The organism is Mesorhizobium maamorense (assembly GCF_044998965.1).
Taxonomy (GTDB): domain Bacteria; phylum Pseudomonadota; class Alphaproteobacteria; order Rhizobiales; family Rhizobiaceae; genus Mesorhizobium.
Genome location: NZ_CP173356.1, coordinates 1,769,689 through 1,784,192, shown reverse-complemented (window position 1 = coordinate 1,784,192; position 14,504 = coordinate 1,769,689). Strand labels below are relative to the sequence as shown.

The 14,504-nt window shown below is 62.5% G+C and carries 21 protein-coding genes; 16 read left to right on the top strand and 5 right to left on the bottom strand.

The genetic code is table 11. The features are described from left to right. Positions 1-99: 99 nt before the first annotated feature. From ACIU1A_RS09065 to ACIU1A_RS09005, 13 genes are all read left to right on the top strand, one after another. Positions 100-330, top strand: a complete 231-nt coding sequence (locus tag ACIU1A_RS09065) for a hypothetical protein (RefSeq protein WP_404927123.1) — start codon at positions 100-102, stop codon at positions 328-330. After that, complete coding sequence (locus ACIU1A_RS09060; RefSeq protein ID WP_404927122.1) at positions 327-1,103, top strand: ERF family protein; 777 nt, start codon at positions 327-329, stop codon at positions 1,101-1,103. The genes ACIU1A_RS09065 and ACIU1A_RS09060 overlap by 4 nt, the downstream gene beginning before the upstream one ends. Further along, positions 1,100-1,759: a lambda exonuclease family protein gene (locus tag ACIU1A_RS09055; protein ID WP_404927121.1), complete on the top strand. Its 660-nt coding sequence runs from the start codon at positions 1,100-1,102 to the stop codon at positions 1,757-1,759. Before ACIU1A_RS09060 ends, ACIU1A_RS09055 begins: the two co-directional genes overlap by 4 nt. Before the next feature lie 63 nt (positions 1,760-1,822). Next, complete coding sequence (locus tag ACIU1A_RS09050) at positions 1,823-2,323, top strand: hypothetical protein (protein WP_404927120.1); 501 nt, start codon at positions 1,823-1,825, stop codon at positions 2,321-2,323. Further along, the gene (locus ACIU1A_RS09045; RefSeq protein WP_404927119.1) at positions 2,320-2,472 is read left to right on the top strand and encodes a hypothetical protein; all 153 of its coding nucleotides are present in this window, start codon (positions 2,320-2,322) and stop codon (positions 2,470-2,472) included. Before ACIU1A_RS09050 ends, ACIU1A_RS09045 begins: the two co-directional genes overlap by 4 nt. Then, a complete protein-coding gene (locus ACIU1A_RS09040; RefSeq protein ID WP_404927118.1) occupies positions 2,472-2,786 on the top strand; it encodes a hypothetical protein in 315 nt (104 codons plus the stop codon). Before ACIU1A_RS09045 ends, ACIU1A_RS09040 begins: the two co-directional genes overlap by 1 nt. Continuing rightward, complete coding sequence (locus tag ACIU1A_RS09035) at positions 2,786-3,178, top strand: hypothetical protein (protein ID WP_404927117.1); 393 nt, start codon at positions 2,786-2,788, stop codon at positions 3,176-3,178. Before ACIU1A_RS09040 ends, ACIU1A_RS09035 begins: the two co-directional genes overlap by 1 nt. Next, positions 3,175-3,498, top strand: coding sequence for a hypothetical protein (locus tag ACIU1A_RS09030; RefSeq protein WP_404927116.1), 324 nt, complete (start codon positions 3,175-3,177; stop codon positions 3,496-3,498). The genes ACIU1A_RS09035 and ACIU1A_RS09030 overlap by 4 nt, the downstream gene beginning before the upstream one ends. Further along, a complete protein-coding gene (locus ACIU1A_RS09025; RefSeq protein WP_404927115.1) occupies positions 3,495-4,166 on the top strand; it encodes a hypothetical protein in 672 nt (223 codons plus the stop codon). Before ACIU1A_RS09030 ends, ACIU1A_RS09025 begins: the two co-directional genes overlap by 4 nt. Further along, positions 4,163-4,423 carry a hypothetical protein gene (locus ACIU1A_RS09020; protein WP_404927114.1) on the top strand — a complete coding sequence of 87 codons (261 nt, stop codon included), beginning with the start codon at positions 4,163-4,165 and terminating at the stop codon, positions 4,421-4,423. The genes ACIU1A_RS09025 and ACIU1A_RS09020 overlap by 4 nt, the downstream gene beginning before the upstream one ends. Next, the gene (locus tag ACIU1A_RS09015) at positions 4,420-4,884 is read left to right on the top strand and encodes a hypothetical protein (protein WP_404927113.1); all 465 of its coding nucleotides are present in this window, start codon (positions 4,420-4,422) and stop codon (positions 4,882-4,884) included. The genes ACIU1A_RS09020 and ACIU1A_RS09015 overlap by 4 nt, the downstream gene beginning before the upstream one ends. A gap of 160 nt (positions 4,885-5,044) precedes the next feature. Beyond that, positions 5,045-5,374, top strand: coding sequence for a helix-turn-helix domain-containing protein (locus ACIU1A_RS09010; RefSeq protein ID WP_404927112.1), 330 nt, complete (start codon positions 5,045-5,047; stop codon positions 5,372-5,374). Positions 5,375-5,454: 80 nt separating this feature from the next. Then, positions 5,455-6,213, top strand: a complete 759-nt coding sequence (locus tag ACIU1A_RS09005) for a tyrosine-type recombinase/integrase (RefSeq protein WP_404927111.1) — start codon at positions 5,455-5,457, stop codon at positions 6,211-6,213. A 197-nt stretch (positions 6,214-6,410) separates the two neighbouring features. On the opposite strand, the gene rbsK is transcribed toward ACIU1A_RS09005, so the two are convergent. Genes rbsK through ACIU1A_RS08990 form a run of 3 tightly spaced genes read right to left on the bottom strand, consistent with a single transcriptional unit; the run spans position 6,411 to position 8,874 of the window. Next, positions 6,411-7,340, bottom strand: coding sequence for a ribokinase (gene rbsK / locus ACIU1A_RS09000; RefSeq protein WP_404927110.1), 930 nt, complete (start codon positions 7,338-7,340; stop codon positions 6,411-6,413). 4 nt (positions 7,341-7,344) lie between these two features. After that, positions 7,345-7,797: an RbsD/FucU family protein gene (locus ACIU1A_RS08995; protein WP_140515764.1), complete on the bottom strand. Its 453-nt coding sequence runs from the start codon at positions 7,795-7,797 to the stop codon at positions 7,345-7,347. A gap of 27 nt (positions 7,798-7,824) precedes the next feature. Continuing rightward, on the bottom strand, positions 7,825-8,874 hold the full coding sequence (locus ACIU1A_RS08990) for an ABC transporter ATP-binding protein (protein ID WP_140685728.1): 1,050 nt from the start codon (positions 8,872-8,874) through the stop codon (positions 7,825-7,827). Positions 8,875-9,163: 289 nt separating this feature from the next. On the opposite strand from ACIU1A_RS08990, the gene ACIU1A_RS08985 reads away from it, so the two are divergent. The 3 genes from ACIU1A_RS08985 to ACIU1A_RS08975 all read left to right on the top strand — a co-directional run bounded on the left by ACIU1A_RS08985 (position 9,164) and on the right by ACIU1A_RS08975 (position 12,968). After that, positions 9,164-10,828: an ABC transporter substrate-binding protein gene (locus tag ACIU1A_RS08985; RefSeq protein WP_404927109.1), complete on the top strand. Its 1,665-nt coding sequence runs from the start codon at positions 9,164-9,166 to the stop codon at positions 10,826-10,828. An 87-nt stretch (positions 10,829-10,915) separates the two neighbouring features. Next, the gene (locus tag ACIU1A_RS08980) at positions 10,916-12,037 is read left to right on the top strand and encodes a carbohydrate ABC transporter permease (protein WP_404927108.1); all 1,122 of its coding nucleotides are present in this window, start codon (positions 10,916-10,918) and stop codon (positions 12,035-12,037) included. A gap of 13 nt (positions 12,038-12,050) precedes the next feature. After that, positions 12,051-12,968, top strand: a complete 918-nt coding sequence (locus ACIU1A_RS08975; protein ID WP_140515758.1) for a carbohydrate ABC transporter permease — start codon at positions 12,051-12,053, stop codon at positions 12,966-12,968. Between the two features lie 45 nt (positions 12,969-13,013). On the opposite strand, the gene ACIU1A_RS08970 is transcribed toward ACIU1A_RS08975, so the two are convergent. Together ACIU1A_RS08970 and ACIU1A_RS08965 are read right to left on the bottom strand one after the other, a co-directional pair. Next, on the bottom strand, positions 13,014-13,757 hold the full coding sequence (locus ACIU1A_RS08970) for a creatininase family protein (protein ID WP_404927107.1): 744 nt from the start codon (positions 13,755-13,757) through the stop codon (positions 13,014-13,016). 4 nt (positions 13,758-13,761) lie between these two features. Continuing rightward, a complete protein-coding gene (locus ACIU1A_RS08965; protein ID WP_140656290.1) occupies positions 13,762-14,307 on the bottom strand; it encodes an SIS domain-containing protein in 546 nt (181 codons plus the stop codon). Between the last annotated feature and the right edge of the window lie 197 nt (positions 14,308-14,504).

The following is a 14,504-nucleotide window of genomic DNA, read 5'->3' as shown; positions in this document are numbered from 1 at the left end:
CACCCACGCATGCAATTGGCTGGTCGCGCATCCTTGGATCGCCAGCATCATGCTTTGCACAACGTGTGTCGCGGCCGGTCGGCTCGATCTGGTGCTCCCATGACTGCGCCCGCATTCTTCTCCGAGCACGTCGACGCGGTCGTCGACGGCAAGCCGCTCCATGAACAACTGACAGCGCTCGCAGCACTCATCCAGGAAGCACAGCACAACAAGGATGCCGGCTACGGCCCGCCCGCCGACGACCTGCGCATGGCGCGTCGCCGCTGGCTCACCCTCTACGACCAATGGGCAGCGGAAAACCTGCCGTCTTACGAAAGGAAGGTTGCATGAGCACGTCTCTCGACGTCCGCACGGACGATACCCATCTCGCACCATCGCCCGACGATCGCATGGTTGCCGCCATCGAACGCGTCGCCATGGACCCGACGGTCCCGATCGAACGCCTCAAGGAAATGCTGGCGATGAAGGAGCGCATGGAAGACCGCGCGCTCGAAGCTGCCGACCGTCTGGCAAAGAAGGCGTTTTTCGCGGCCATGTCGAAGTGCCAGGCCGAATTGCCGGTCGTCACCAAGAACCAGAAGAACGACCACACCAAGTCGACCTATGCCGACCTCGCCGCAATCGAACAGCAGGCCATGCCGATCATCCATAAGCATGGCTTCGCGGTCTCCTTCCAGCCTGACGGCTACAACGAACTTGGCGAACTGCGCATCCTTTGGGAAATCTCTCACGAGGACGGGCATGTCAGGAACGGTGACGCCGGCATACCCGTCGACGCCGCGGGATCGCAGGGTAAGGTCAACAAGACCGGCACCCAGGCATTCGGGAGCACCGCGACCTACGGCCGGCGCTACCTACTCTGCATGCTGTTCAACATCAGCACCGGCGATGATCGAGACGGTAACCGGGGCGATGACGACGCGACGATCACCAATCAGCAGCGGGACGAGCTGCAGAACCTGATCGACGAGCTCGGCTGGAACGTCCCTGACTACTGCAAGTGGCTGGAGATCGACGCCTTGACCCACCTCAAGGCCCGTTTCTTCGCGCGGGAAAAGCAGCGGCTCGAAACCAAGATCAGCGTGAAGGGATCGGCGAAATGATCACCATCATCAACTGCGCCCAGAACACCGAGGAATGGCACCTCGCCCGCGCCGGCATCCCGACTGCCAGCATGTTCGCCACCGTCATGGCATCGGGCCGCGGCGGCGGTGACAGCAAGACCCGCGCGAAATACATGCGCCAGCTTGCCGGCGAAGTCATCACCGGCAAGCCCATGGAAGGCTTCACCAACGCCCATATGGATCGCGGTCATGAAATGGAGCCGGAGGCGCGCGAGCTTTACGCGTTCGCGACCGACACGCTTCCCGAACAGGTCGGGTTCATCCGAAACGGCCAAAAGGGGTGTTCGCCGGATTCGCTTGTTGGCACGAACGGCATGCTGGAAATCAAGACCAAGCTGCCTGACCTGGTTATAGAATGTTGGGAGCGCGGAGACTTCCCGCCCGAACATAAGGCGCAATGCCAGGGCGCCCTCTGGGTCGCCGAGCGTGAGTGGATCGATATCGTCGTCTATTGGCCCGGCATGCCCGTCTTCATCAAGCGTGCTTTCCGCGACGAAGGGTACATTGCCGAGATTTCAAATGCGGTCGACCAGTTCAACGCTGAACTTGCCGGCGTTGTCGATCGCGTTCGGCACTACGGCCGCCGCTCTGAAACCCTGAACAATCCGCTGGTTCAAAACGTCTTAGCTGGCTGACCTCCAGCGGTCCGGCGCGGCTGTGTTCCCTTACCGCGCCGGCACATTCTCAAAGGAACGACCATGAGCCGCGACAGCATCAACATCATTTTCGAATGGGACGGCGAGGCAATGCGCCCGCTATCGCGCTTCCATAACCTGGCGAATGCCGAGTTTGTGGTCGGCGAGCGGTACCGCTGCGAAGTTCAGGAAGATCGCTCATGGGTCAGCCACAAGCACCAATTCGCGTGGCTGCATGAGGCATGGCTGTCCCTTCCTGAGCATATTGCGGCTCGGTTCTTGAACGAAGACCAGATGCACAAGCACGGCCTGATTGCCGGCGGCTTCTGCGACAGCACGACCGTTCCTTGCGCCAGCCGGGCCGAAGCCGAGCGCTGGTACAAGCATCTCCGCTCCCGCGAGCCCGATACCGTGATTTCGATCAACGGCAATGTGCTGATCCAGTTCACAGCCTGGAGCCAATCGCGCCGCGCCATGGACGCCAAGACGTTCCAGAAGAGCAAGCAAGCTGTCCTTGACTATGTTGACGATCTGCTCGGCGTCCAGCGGGAGCAGGCAGCATGAAAACACCTCAGCACCTCTCTGACCTCTCCGACCACCGCAAGCGCCAGCAGATGACGGAACAGCTTCGCCGCGATGTCGTGGCCAAGCGCAGGATCCGGGTCAAGGCAGTCGGCCGGCACGTCGCCGCGGTGAAGCCGGAGGCTCGCTGATGGCACCGAGAAACAGCCGTGTCACCAGTACAGAAGTCATCTACGGCTTTTGGCTTGTGTTCGAGGAAGCTGGCGCCGTTCGATTGGCTCGTACATCGCCAAGTCTTGGCCGGGCCGAGCGCGCCATGTTCGTCCAGGCGAACCTACCGCGCAGCCTTTGGCAGACGCCAAGTTTGAGGGCGAGCATTGGTGTCCAGGCTGGCCCGAACGGCGGCTACTCTGTCGACCTCGCCGTTGCCTCTGAGGCCCTTCGCGGCGCACTTGGCGTTGATGTGGATCTTCAAGTGATCCCACATCATGAGAGCGGACGCTGATGGCCCGCCGCGAGTTCCCCAAGGATGTCTACGCGCAGATCGTGCGCCGCGCCATGCTGCCCACCGGCGAGATCGTCTGTGAAGGCTGCGGCTTGGTGCTGGGCAAGAAGCCCTATCACGTCGACCACACGGATCCTGACGCGCTGTTCCTCGACAAGAAGAGCAAGCTCACCGCCGCAGACGGGAAATGCCTTGGCGTCGAATGCTGCCATGCGCCCAAGACCAAGGTCGACGTCGCCAACATTGCCGAGGCCAAGCGCCGCGAGGCCAAGAACCTGGGCATGAAGACCAGGATCAAGGCGAAGATCGCCAGCCCGCCGAAGGCCGAGAAACCGGCCCCGAAGCCCCTGCCTCCCCGTCGAAACCTATTTCAGAGATTGGAGCAGTCATGAGTGAAGCGAAGCATACGCCGGGACCATGGCGCATCGATGCCGGCTACGAAGGACTGGTTATCATCGGCAAGCCAGCGTGGAAGCGTAGCGGCGAGTGGTGCATCGCCACGCTGGACGACCTATTGGGCGATCATGACGACGAGGCGCAAGCCAACGCCCGCCTGATAGCCGCCGCGCCTGATATGCTGGCCGCTCTCCAAGCCATCGTTGCAAAGTTCGATCCCGCCGCATTGGTCGAAAAGGATCTACCGCACAGCGACTTGGCCGACGAGATGCAAGCCGCGTTTGCCGCCATCTCCCGCGCCGGAGCCAAGCCATGACCAGGGTTGGAGAGACGCCGGCGGAAGAACTGAAGCGCCTCATTGGCGAATACCAGGACGATGATGCCGGAGAATCCACAAAGGCTGAAGCTTGGAACCTCATTGCCGATTTCACGGTAGAGAACAGCGCCGCAATTCTTCGCGCCCTCTCCCCCTGTCTGGATGGAGCGGAGCCGGAGGCCGTCTGTGATGCTTTCGACGTGCTTTCGCTCAGCGAAGCCTACGGTGGCAGCGGCGCTACGTCTGTCTCATCCAAAGACCTCAGCGCACTGGAGAAGGCTGTGAAGGCCCTCCGCGCCTCTCTAGCTAGGAAGAACACCGGGGCGGCGACGCCGGTGGCGTATGCAAGCGCCGGGCAACTGATGGGCTTTGAGGATCGACCCGGCGATGAGGGCGGCGTCTACATACCGCTGCGCAAGACACCATGCGGGCAATTCCAGATGCCGCTGTTTTCCACCCCCGCTGCTGGAGAACTGGCGGTGAAGGTCGGCCTATCCGAAGTGTATCACATTGAGCATGATGGATTCGAAGGCTCCGTCATCGGCTCCTACACCACCCGTGAAGGCAAGCGGGGCGTCGTTCTCCAGCAGATTGGCACCAAGGTTGTGCACGTCTATGGCGAGAAGTGGCTTGCCCTCGCTTCTCCCAAGCAAGGAGAGAAGGCATGAGGCTGACAGCAGTTCAGCGTGTTGTCTATCTGGCGCCAACCGCCAAACGCTACTATTTCACGCGGCGGGCGGCGGCGGGCGCCGAAGCGCGCGCGCTCATCAAGCGGAAATACCCAACAGAGCGCCCGGAATCCGAAGGTGGATACGTTACATATCGGGGCTGGCATTGGAGCGAAGATGAGCGCCTCGTCAAGGTTTGCAGCCGCCTAACCAAGCGCATCCTCCGTCTTGCCCTCTCTTCCGGGAGCGAGCCATGAGCGCGGACAAGCTGATAGAGCGGCTGCGGGCGGGACTTGCCGGAACAACCAAAGGGCCATGGCGACACTACACAGCTCCGCTGCGCAGCGGCATGACTGTCATCAACGAGGTCCAATGCGATGAGCGCGCACCTGTCGTCGCATGGGCCGGATTTGATGACAGTTTCCGCTCCAAGGCCAAGCACACGCGCAACGCAGCGCACATCGCCCGCTGCTCCCCCGACAACATCCGCGCCCTTCTCGATCTCCTCGCCTCCATCCAGGCCGATAACCTTCGGCTGAGGGAAGCGCTGGAAGCAATCCGCGACGAACGCGGCATTTGCGTTACATGCGGCGAATTGGCCGACGCAAAATCAAATTGCGTTGGTTGCGACGAAAGCCAACCCTGCCGATGGGGCCCGCGCGACCCGAGAGCGGTCGCCGCCCGTTCCCTATCTCAGGCTGGGGAGGGAGAGCAGTGAGTCGCGACAACAGAGACATAATCGTTGCTCTTCGCGCAATCGCCGCCGTGGCCGAAAAGTTGGCTGACGACATCCAGAACAGCCGGCTCTGGGAAGGCGAACGCGACGCGGCGATGGGCCAAATTGGCGCCTACCTTCGCAGCATTCCGAAGGAGCGCCCATGACCCACCCCTCCCATAGCAAGGCGGCCGATCTTATCCCCAACGTATTCACACCCGCCATGCTTGCGGAACGCTGGGCATGTTCCGAGCGACACATACGCAATATGGTGGCGTCCGGTGAGCTTCCCGCCTTCCGGCTGGCAGGAAAGCTCTTGCGCATCCGTGGCGCCGACGTGGAGAGGTTCGAATGTCAGACTGGCGGATCACAAGATTGCGGGGTGAATATTGCCTCACATGGCACGAGGGAGACATCCGCCGACGTTATCGACTTGGAACCGATGACCCGAAGGAGGCGGCCCGCCGCGCCCCGGCTCGATACGCGGAGCTAACCAGGCCGAAGGGCTCGACCGTTGGTGATCTATGGGCGAGTTATTGTCTCGACAAAGCCGGCCGATCGGTGGTCACCACCATGGGATATACGTGGAAGGCTCTGGAGCCATATTTCGGTAGCATCGAAGGTGAGGCCGTCGCGGTCGCCGATTGCCGCGCCTACACCGAGCATCGCCGCAAGGCCGGGAAAAAGGACGGATCGATCCACACCGAGCTCGGCCACCTGCGATCGGTCCTGGTGTGGGCGCACAGGGCGCGCCTGATCAAACATGCCCCGCACATAGAGAGACCGTCGAAGCCGGATCCGAAGGAAGGCTATCTAACCCGCTCGGAGGTGTCGCGGCTGATCGAGGCCGCCAACTCGCCCCACATCAAACTGGCAATCAGGCTGATGATAGCAACCGGGGCAAGGAATGCGGCTGCGCTGCAACTGACATGGGACCGAGTGGATTTCAAAAACCGGATGATCCAGTTGCGCAATCCATTCGACAAGGCGAGGCGCAAGGGCCGCGCGACAGTGCCGATCAACGATTCCCTTCTTGCCGCTCTGGAAGAAGCCAGGAAAGGCGCGCTGACGCCCTATGTAGTCGAATGGGCCGGCGGTTCCGTGACTTCGATCAAGAAGGGCATCAAGACTGCCGGGGCTGCTGTGGGGCGCCCGGACGCATCACCGCACATGTTGCGCCATTCGGCCGCCGTGTGGCTGGCTGAAGATGGGCATTCCATGGATGAGATCGCCCAATTCCTCGGCCACGAAAACAGCCGGATCACGTTCAAGACCTATGCCAGGTATTCGCCCGGCTATCTGCGCCGTCTGGCATCGTCGTTGGACGTTTGATTTACGAAGTGCTCTTTGGCACAGTGAACCTCGAAAACGGAACACAAGTTGAACATGACGCCGGAAACAGTAGGATACGAAGCGCCCCTTTCCCAGAGAAGCACGGCGTTCAGTGGGGCGCACATTGTTTACACCGAAGATGTCGGCGGTTCGAGCCCGTCATCGCCCACCATTCAGGCGCCTTTCATTCAAACGCCTCAGCCCCTCGCCAGCAGCGCCTCGACCTCGTGCAAGTCCGGCATGGACGGCGCGGTGCCTGGCCTCGTCACCGAAATGCCCGCAACGGCGCAAGCAAAGCGCACGGCTTGCAGGGGCTCCACCCCACGCGACAGCGCGGCGGCCAGGCCGCCATTGAAGGCATCGCCGGCTCCCGTGGTCTCGACCACCGGGCCGGCGCTGACGGCGGCGACATGTTCGGACCGATCCCTCGTGTGCAGCAATGCGCCTTTCTCTCCCAACGTGACGATGACGGCGCCGGCGCCCTTTTCGAGCAGCTTGCCGGCGGCTGCGCGGGCGTCATCGACCGAGGCGACCTTCATGCCGGTCAACTCCTCCGTCTCGGTCTCGTTGGGCGTGAGGTAGTCGCAGAGCGAATAGATGCGGTCGGGGAGCCTGGCCGCCGGAGCCGGGTTGAGGATGGTCGTCACCCCTGCCCCGCGCGCGATCTCCAACGCCCGCAGCGCCGCCTCGATGGGCTGTTCGAGTTGCGTCACGAAGACGCCGGCACCACGAATCAGGGCGGCATTGGCCTCGATGTCGTCGGGCGAGATCAGCATCGCCGCGCCGGGGCTGACGATGATGGCGTTGTTGCCGGTGCCCTCCTCGACGAAAATATAGGCAGCGCCCGTATAGCTGTCGGGCGTGTCGATCACGGCATTCTTCACGCCAGCGTCCTTCCAGGTGCGCTTGGCCATGTCGGCGAAGGCATCGACGCCGAGGCGCGTGAGGAAGGTTGCATCGGCGCCGAGCTTACCGGCCGCAACCGCCTGGTTCGAACCCTTGCCGCCGGGACCGAGGGTGAAGGACGTTCCGAGGATCGTCTCGCCCATGCGCGGCTGCCGCGCGGCGCGATAGGCCGTGTCGGCGACAAAGACTCCGAGGATGACGATCGGCTTGCCGGCCACCATGCCGCTACTCCGCATCCGGCGGGACCACGCCCTTGCGGAAGGCAAAACAGCCGTAGAAACGGCGTTCGCCGGTCTGGATGACGCAGTAAGCCTGCTTGGCGCGCTCGTAGAAAGCGTAGCGCTCGACCGGCAGCATCGGCCATGGCTTGCCCTCGGCGGCGTCGATCTCCTTTTGCACTTCCTGCTGAACGGGCGGGATCTCGTCCGGCTTGCCGACGATCTCCATGCGCGCGGCTGAATCGTCGACGAACGTATCCAGCGGGTAGAGCGACAGCACCGCCTTCACGACTTGCGCCGCCGGCGCGTCGATGCGCAGCAGCCGCCCGAGCGCCGTCTGGCGCGCCACCGAATCGGAGGGGAAGTTGGTGTCGGCGATAATCAGGTCGTCGCCGTGTCCCATCGCCCGCAATGCCTGGAGCACGTCGGCATTGAGGAGCGGATTGATCCCTTTGAGCATGATATTCCTCGTGAAATGAGTTTGAGATCAGAGACGCTTGCCGGTCTCGGCATCGAACAGATGGATGTGGTCGAGCCGCGGCCTGAGCTTGAGCGTATCGCCGGGCTTGAAGTCGTGGCGTTCGCGGAACAGCGCCACCATCTCGCCGTCCCCGAAACGCAGGAAGACCAGGGTTTCCGAGCCAGTCGGCTCGACCACCGAAATCTTGGCAGGCACGCCATCGGCATGGATCTCGAGATGCTCCGGCCGCACGCCATAGACGACGGCGCGCCCTTCCTCCACGGCGCTGCCGGGCGCGACCGGGAACAGAGCGCCGGCGATGTCGACACCGCCCTTGCGCGCGACGCCCTTGAGCAGGTTCATCGACGGAGAGCCAATGAAGCCGGCGACAAACAGGTTGGCAGGCCGGTCGAACAGTTCCAGCGGTGCGCCGACCTGTTCAATGCGGCCGTCGCGCATCACCACGATCTTGTCGGCCATGGTCATGGCTTCGATCTGGTCATGCGTGACATAGATGGTGGTGGTCTTCAGCCGCTGGTGCAGTTCCTTGATCTCGGTGCGCATCTGCACACGCAGCTTGGCGTCGAGATTTGAGAGCGGCTCGTCAAACAGGAACACCTGCGGGTTGCGCACGATGGCGCGGCCCATGGCGACGCGCTGGCGCTGGCCGCCGGAAAGCTGCCGGGGATAGCGTTTCAGGTAAGGGTTGAGGTCGAGGATGTCGGCGGCGCGCTTGACCCGCTCGGCAACCACGGCCGGATCGGTTTTGCGCAGCTTGAGCGCAAAGGCCATGTTCTGCTCGACTGTCTTGTGCGGATAGAGCGCATAGTTCTGGAACACCATGGCGATGTCGCGCTTGGCCGGCGGCAAGTGGTTGACCACACGGTCGCCGATGGCGATCGTGCCGCCGGAGACGGTCTCCAGCCCCGCCACCATTCTCAGCAGCGTGGACTTGCCGCAACCCGAAGGACCGACCAGCACCACGAATTGGCCGTCAGATATATCGACGCTGACTTCGTGCAGAACCTTGACGGTTCCAAACGCCTTGGCCACTTTGCTGATCGCGACTTGAGCCATATCTCCCCCATCGGCTCCATTGCCGTATGCGCAGAAGCTAACCAACGCGACCTGCCAGGGCAAGCCGGTCTCTTTCCGACAAAAACCCAGTCTCGTTGACACGGCGTTTGGTTGCGAGAATAGTGACGGGCGCTGGTCCGAATACCGGTTGCCCGAACCAAAAAAACGGAACTTCAATCGAGCAGGTGGGGTCCTGCGTCGTTCGTTTCCGAACCGGGAGAATCGTTTGGCGCTCCAGCGCCTGAGAAATTTGGCCGCATTCACAACAGATATTCTGGGAGGAACATCGATGAAAACAGGTCTCTACGAAACGCTGGTCCGCGCGGGGGCAACCCGACGCGACATATTGAAGGGCGCGGCCTCGATGGCCGCGATCGCTGCCGCATCCGGCGCCGGGCTCGGCGCCCTCACGCGCCCGGCCTCCGCTGCCAGTGAGCTGCGCTCGAAAATCCTGCAGATCCCCGGCGTGGGCAAGGGTCAGCCGACCGACGCCGACTTCCAGAAGGTCGGCGAGCTCTGCCTCGAGGCGACCAAGGCCAATGTCAAGGAAGGCGAATTCGCCGGCGTCGAGCTTACCTTCATGGGTCTCAACAACCAGAACCTGCACAATGTGCTATTCCGCGGCTTCCTGAAGCCCTGGGAAACCTATACCGGCGCCAAGATCAACTGGATCGATCTGGCGCAGGCCGACTACAATGCCCGCCTGCAGCAGTCGATCGCCACCGGCACGGTCGACTTCGACATCATCGAGATGGGCGCTCCGTTCGAGGGCGACGTCTGCGGCAAGGGCCTCACGTCCGAGATGCCCGACTGGGTCAAGACCCAGATCGATTTCGACGACCTCGTCAATTATCTGAAGCCGCCTGTCGGCACCTGGAACGGCAAGCAGTACCGCGTGACCGTCGACGGCGACGCGCATAATTTCAATTACCGCACCGATGTGTTTTCCGATGCCGACCTCGCCAAGGCCTGGAAGGACGGCGGCGGCGGCGGTGAATGGGGCGTGCCGAAGACCTGGCAGCAGGTCCAGGCGGTCACCAAGTTCCTCAAGGGCAAGCAGGTCAAGGGTCAGGACGTCTACGGCTATCTCGACGCGCCGAAACCCTGGGGCGGATTCGGCTTCTATTTCCTTGGCAGCCGCGCCACCGCCTACGCCAAGCACCCCGACGACAAGGCCTGGCTGTTCGACGCCGACACGATGAAGCCGCGCATCAACAATCCGGCCTGGGTGCGCGCTATACAGGACGTGATCGACGCGCTGCCTTCGGAGCCTGCCGACCAGATCAACGCCGATCCGAACACCACCGCCTTCCAGCAGTTCCTGGCCGGCACCGGCTCGATGGTCACCTGGTGGGGCGATGTCGGCTCGAACGTCAAGACCAACGACTCCTCCGTCGTGGGCGACGTCACCGGCTTCTCGATCCTGCCCGGCTCCGACGATGTCTACAACTCCAAGACCGGGCAGTGGGACAAACTCGCCAGCGGACCGAACTATGCGCCGAACTGCGCCTATCTCGGCTGGGGCGTATACGTCATGGCCCGCGTCGATAGCGACGAGAAGAAGAAGAAGGCGGCATGGTCCGCTGCCGCCCATCTCGGCGGCAAGGACCTGTCGATCTGGACGGCGATGTACCCGTCGGGCTTCCAGCCCTACCGCAACTCGCATTTCGACATTCCGGAGTGGGTGGCGGCGGGCTATGACGAAACCTTCATCACCTCCTATCTCAAGTCGGAATCGGACAGCTACAACCACCCGAACGCGGCGATCGAGCCACGCATTCCCGGCATCTTTCAATACTATTCAGCCGCCGAGGACATTCTGGCAAACACCTTCGCCGGCAAGATGAAGGCCCAGGAGGGCGCAGACGCCATTGCCGCGGCCTGGGAGAAGCTGACCGACCAGATCGGCCGTGACAACCAGATCAAGCTCTACAAGGCCTCGCTCGGTCTGTAGGCAGGCGTTATGGCCCGGCGGAACCTGTTCGCCGGGCCGTATCTCGGCCGGCTTCGGCCGGTCATTTGCGCAAATGAGGCAAGAGGCGTGGCTGACCAGACTTCGACCACGAATGCGTGGCCGGCAAATTCCGTACCGGACGACCTGATCCCGCCCGGCCGCAAACGCCTTGGTTGGGCCCTGATGGCCGTCGCGACGCTCGGCCTTCTGGCAACGATCCTGGTGCAAGTCCTCTACAAGAGCGAGGTCGACACAATCGGCTTCGAGACATGGCGGCCCGTGGTCTACGCCTATGTGCTGTGGGGCGTGGCGCTCGGCATCGGCCAGGTGCTGACGCGCGGCGAAGACGGCCAGCGTGCGCTGTTCCTCCTGCCGGCGCTGCTGTTCACCATCGCCATGGTAATCTTCCCGACCCTGTTCGGCTTCTATATCGCGCTGACGGACTGGAACCTGAGTTCGTTCTCGGGCCGCAAGTTCAACGGGCTCGACAATTTCTGGCAGATGCTCGGCGATCCCTATTACCGCAACGCGCTGTTCAACATGGTGCTCTATGTGCTGGCGGTGCTGGTCGAATATGTCATCGCCTTCGGCTTGGCGCTGCTGCTCAATGCGCAGATCCGGGCGCGCAAATTCTTCCGCGTCGTTTTTTTGATGCCGCTGATGCTATCGCCGGTCGCGGTCTCGTGGATGATCGGCAAATCGCTGATGGAGTACCGGTTCGGGCCGGCGGCGACACTGGCCCGCCACCTCGGCTGGGACAACCCCGCCTTCTTCTCCAACCCGATCACCGCCCGCATCTCGATCATGATGCTCGACGCCTGGACCTTCATCCCCTTCATGATGATCATGCTGCTTGCCGGCCTGCAGGCGATGTCGCGCGAGGTGCTGGAGGCCGCGCGGGTCGACGGCGCCACGGCCTGGCAGACCTTCTGGCAGGTCACTTTCCCGCTGATGCTGCCGGTGTCGGTGACCGCGGTCGTGTTGCGCATCATCTTCAAGCTGAAGCTGGCAGACATCATCATCACGGTCACCTCGGGTGGTCCCGGCGGCGCCACCGATTCCGTGTCGAGCTTTATCTACCGCGAGTACCGCGACCGTTCCAATGTCGGCTACGGCACGATGCTGGCGATGGCCTATCTCGTCATCATCGTGGTGTTCGTGACCTGGCTGCTGAAGGTCGCCAACCGCTTCGTGCGCAATGTGAACTAGCGCGGCAGGGATCATGAGCGTTCAGACCACCGACTATACCGTCTCCGAAATCCGCTCACCGGCGAGCTTCATCACCAGCCGCGTCTTTATCTACGGCGCGCTGGTGTTCTGGGCCTTCATCTGCCTGTTTCCGATCTACTGGACGATCACGACCTCGTTCAAGTCGGCGGTAGACGTGACCCAGGGGCATCTGATCCCCTTCGTCGATTTCCAGCCGGACTGGAAGGGCTGGCGATCGCTTGGCCTGTCGCCGGATTCGATCTTCCAGACGTCGACCGTCCGCGACGAATTCTTCAAGCGCTTCATGAATTCGGTCATCACTTCGGTCGGCGCGTCGAGCCTCGCCATCGTCATCGGCAGCCTCGCCGCCTACGGCCTCACGCGCTACCGCTATCACTTCGCCTGGTTCAAGAACGAGGACATTTCCTTCTTCTTCCTGTCGCAGCTCATCCTGCCGCCGGTCGTGCTCGCACTGCCGTTCCTGGTGCTTTACCGCGAAGTCGGACTGCTCGACACGCGCATCGGGCTGATCCTGCTCTACACGCTGATGGTGCTGCCGATCGTCATCTGGATCATGCGCGACCAGTTCAATTCCATCCCGGTCGAGCTCGAGGAAGCGGCCCTCGTCGACGGGTTGTCGATCTGGGGCGCGTTCTTTCGCATCGTCATGCCGATTGCCCTGCCCGGCATGGTCGCGGCTTTCATCCTGGCGATGGTGCTGTGCTGGAACGAGTATTTCTTCGCCGCCCTTTTGACCTCGACCGACGCCAAGACAATTCCGGTCATGGTGGCGAGCCAGACCGGTTCGCAAGGCATCAACTGGTGGTCGATGGCAGCGCTTGCCACGGCGGCAATCGCGCCCTTGGCCGTCATCGGCATCGCGCTGGAGCGCTACCTGATCATGGGTATGACCGCGGGAGCGGTGAAATAGGCGGCGCCGTCCTTACCTTCTCCACAAGGGAGAAGGAGAACCGCGCTAGCCCCTCAGGATCGTGCGCAGGTGATTCATGATCATGGCAACGCCCTCTGCTCCGAGCGCAGCCGAGGCATCCGGAGCGCTGGCCGTATACCAGCTCGTATTGTCGGCGAAATGGCCGGCATCGACAGCCTCAGGGCATAGCGCCAGCATCAGCGAGGTCTCGCCGATGCCGGCATGATCGAACGGGTACTTGCCGTTCATCTCGGCCGGCATCAGCGGATGCACCTGCACCCAGTTGAAAAAATTGCTGCCCTCGGCATGCTCGGCATAGTAGGCGGCCATCGCCTCGGAGCCCCACCAGCCTTCACCTCGTTCCTTCTCAAGGAAGCGGAAGATCGCCTGACGTCCGGCGGCCTTGAAGGCGAGATCGGTCGGCATGCCGGCGGCGAAATTCTCGGTCTGGTGGTGGATTATGGCGTGGATGTTGCGAAAACCGATGCGCAGCAGGCTGTAGAACAGTTCCTCCGCGAAGGGCGCCAGTTGATTGCCGCCAACCTGCACCGAGCCTGTGCCCTCCGGCGGCGCCACGGCGTAGCTCGCCGCGCCGTAGTAGAAGGGCGGCAGGATGACGATCTCCCGCTCCTTCTCAAACAGCTCCAGCGTCTTGACGACCGCCAGCGTGTCCATGCCGACCGCCATGTGCTCGCCATGGTATTCGAGCACGCCGAGCGGCAGCGCGATCGGCCAGTTCTGGGCGATCGCCTTGCGGATCTGGTGCGGCAGCATCAACTCGTAGCGCATCGCACTACTCCATATTGGTGTGACGGGCCCGCATCGCCTCCGGCGAGGCCGCGGTCAGACCCCTGAGTTTCAGCACCATGACCTCGAACAGCAGGAACAGCGCGCCTTCGAACACCGATCCCATCGGCAGGACCGATGTTTTTTGCGGACCCTGGTCGTCAGCCATGGTTTGCGCCGGCACGAGCAGCGTGAAGTCAGCCAAGCGCGCTGCACTGCCGCCCGGCTGAGCGGTCAGAAGCAGAACCGTCGCGCCGGCCTGGCGCGCCACCTGCATCAGGGTCAGCACGGTCGCGGTTTCTCCAGGCCCGGAACTGACCAGGAAGATATCGCCCTGCCCCACGGGCGGCGTGGTCATGTCGCCGACCACCGACACCGGGAGGCCCAGATGATGGAGGCGCATGGCGAAGCCCTTGACCTGCAAGGCCTCGCGGCCGCAGCCATAGACGACGATCTGCCGTGCTCCTGCAAGTATCTCGCAGGCGGCATCGATCCGGCCGTCGTCGACGCGCGCCAGCACAGTGCCGAGCTCGTCCAGAGCGGTCCTGAACATCTGCGAGCCCGCATCGCTCACGACGGTGGCGTCCAACGATCCGAGGTCGAAGAAGAGTGGAAATTCCCGGTCACGTCTCTCCCCGAACAGCTTGTTTTTATTCATGCTATCACCGCCAAAATCCGTGTCCAACGCCCCTGCGCGCTTTTGCTGTGCCACGAGCGTGATAGTGTCATGTCAGACAAATCAATGAGGCA

Excerpts from the sequence above, each read along its gene's own strand:
- ACIU1A_RS09065 (WP_404927123.1), top strand. The coding sequence starts at position 100 with ATGACTGCGCCCGCATTCTTCTCCGAGCACGTCGACGCGGTCGTCGAC.
- ACIU1A_RS09060 (WP_404927122.1), top strand. The coding sequence starts at position 327 with ATGAGCACGTCTCTCGACGTCCGCACGGACGATACCCATCTCGCACCA.
- ACIU1A_RS09055 (WP_404927121.1), top strand. The coding sequence starts at position 1,100 with ATGATCACCATCATCAACTGCGCCCAGAACACCGAGGAATGGCACCTC.
- ACIU1A_RS09050 (WP_404927120.1), top strand. The coding sequence starts at position 1,823 with ATGAGCCGCGACAGCATCAACATCATTTTCGAATGGGACGGCGAGGCA.
- ACIU1A_RS09045 (WP_404927119.1), top strand. The coding sequence starts at position 2,320 with ATGAAAACACCTCAGCACCTCTCTGACCTCTCCGACCACCGCAAGCGC.
- ACIU1A_RS09040 (WP_404927118.1), top strand. The coding sequence starts at position 2,472 with ATGGCACCGAGAAACAGCCGTGTCACCAGTACAGAAGTCATCTACGGC.
- ACIU1A_RS09035 (WP_404927117.1), top strand. The coding sequence starts at position 2,786 with ATGGCCCGCCGCGAGTTCCCCAAGGATGTCTACGCGCAGATCGTGCGC.
- ACIU1A_RS09030 (WP_404927116.1), top strand. The coding sequence starts at position 3,175 with ATGAGTGAAGCGAAGCATACGCCGGGACCATGGCGCATCGATGCCGGC.
- ACIU1A_RS09025 (WP_404927115.1), top strand. The coding sequence starts at position 3,495 with ATGACCAGGGTTGGAGAGACGCCGGCGGAAGAACTGAAGCGCCTCATT.
- ACIU1A_RS09020 (WP_404927114.1), top strand. The coding sequence starts at position 4,163 with ATGAGGCTGACAGCAGTTCAGCGTGTTGTCTATCTGGCGCCAACCGCC.
- ACIU1A_RS09015 (WP_404927113.1), top strand. The coding sequence starts at position 4,420 with ATGAGCGCGGACAAGCTGATAGAGCGGCTGCGGGCGGGACTTGCCGGA.
- ACIU1A_RS09010 (WP_404927112.1), top strand. The coding sequence starts at position 5,045 with ATGACCCACCCCTCCCATAGCAAGGCGGCCGATCTTATCCCCAACGTA.
- ACIU1A_RS09005 (WP_404927111.1), top strand. The coding sequence starts at position 5,455 with ATGGGATATACGTGGAAGGCTCTGGAGCCATATTTCGGTAGCATCGAA.
- rbsK (WP_404927110.1), bottom strand. The coding sequence starts at position 7,340 with ATGGTGGCCGGCAAGCCGATCGTCATCCTCGGAGTCTTTGTCGCCGAC.
- ACIU1A_RS08995 (WP_140515764.1), bottom strand. The coding sequence starts at position 7,797 with ATGCTCAAAGGGATCAATCCGCTCCTCAATGCCGACGTGCTCCAGGCA.
- ACIU1A_RS08990 (WP_140685728.1), bottom strand. The coding sequence starts at position 8,874 with ATGGCTCAAGTCGCGATCAGCAAAGTGGCCAAGGCGTTTGGAACCGTC.
- ACIU1A_RS08985 (WP_404927109.1), top strand. The coding sequence starts at position 9,164 with ATGAAAACAGGTCTCTACGAAACGCTGGTCCGCGCGGGGGCAACCCGA.
- ACIU1A_RS08975 (WP_140515758.1), top strand. The coding sequence starts at position 12,051 with ATGAGCGTTCAGACCACCGACTATACCGTCTCCGAAATCCGCTCACCG.
- ACIU1A_RS08970 (WP_404927107.1), bottom strand. The coding sequence starts at position 13,757 with ATGCGCTACGAGTTGATGCTGCCGCACCAGATCCGCAAGGCGATCGCC.
- ACIU1A_RS08965 (WP_140656290.1), bottom strand. The coding sequence starts at position 14,307 with ATGTTCAGGACCGCTCTGGACGAGCTCGGCACTGTGCTGGCGCGCGTC.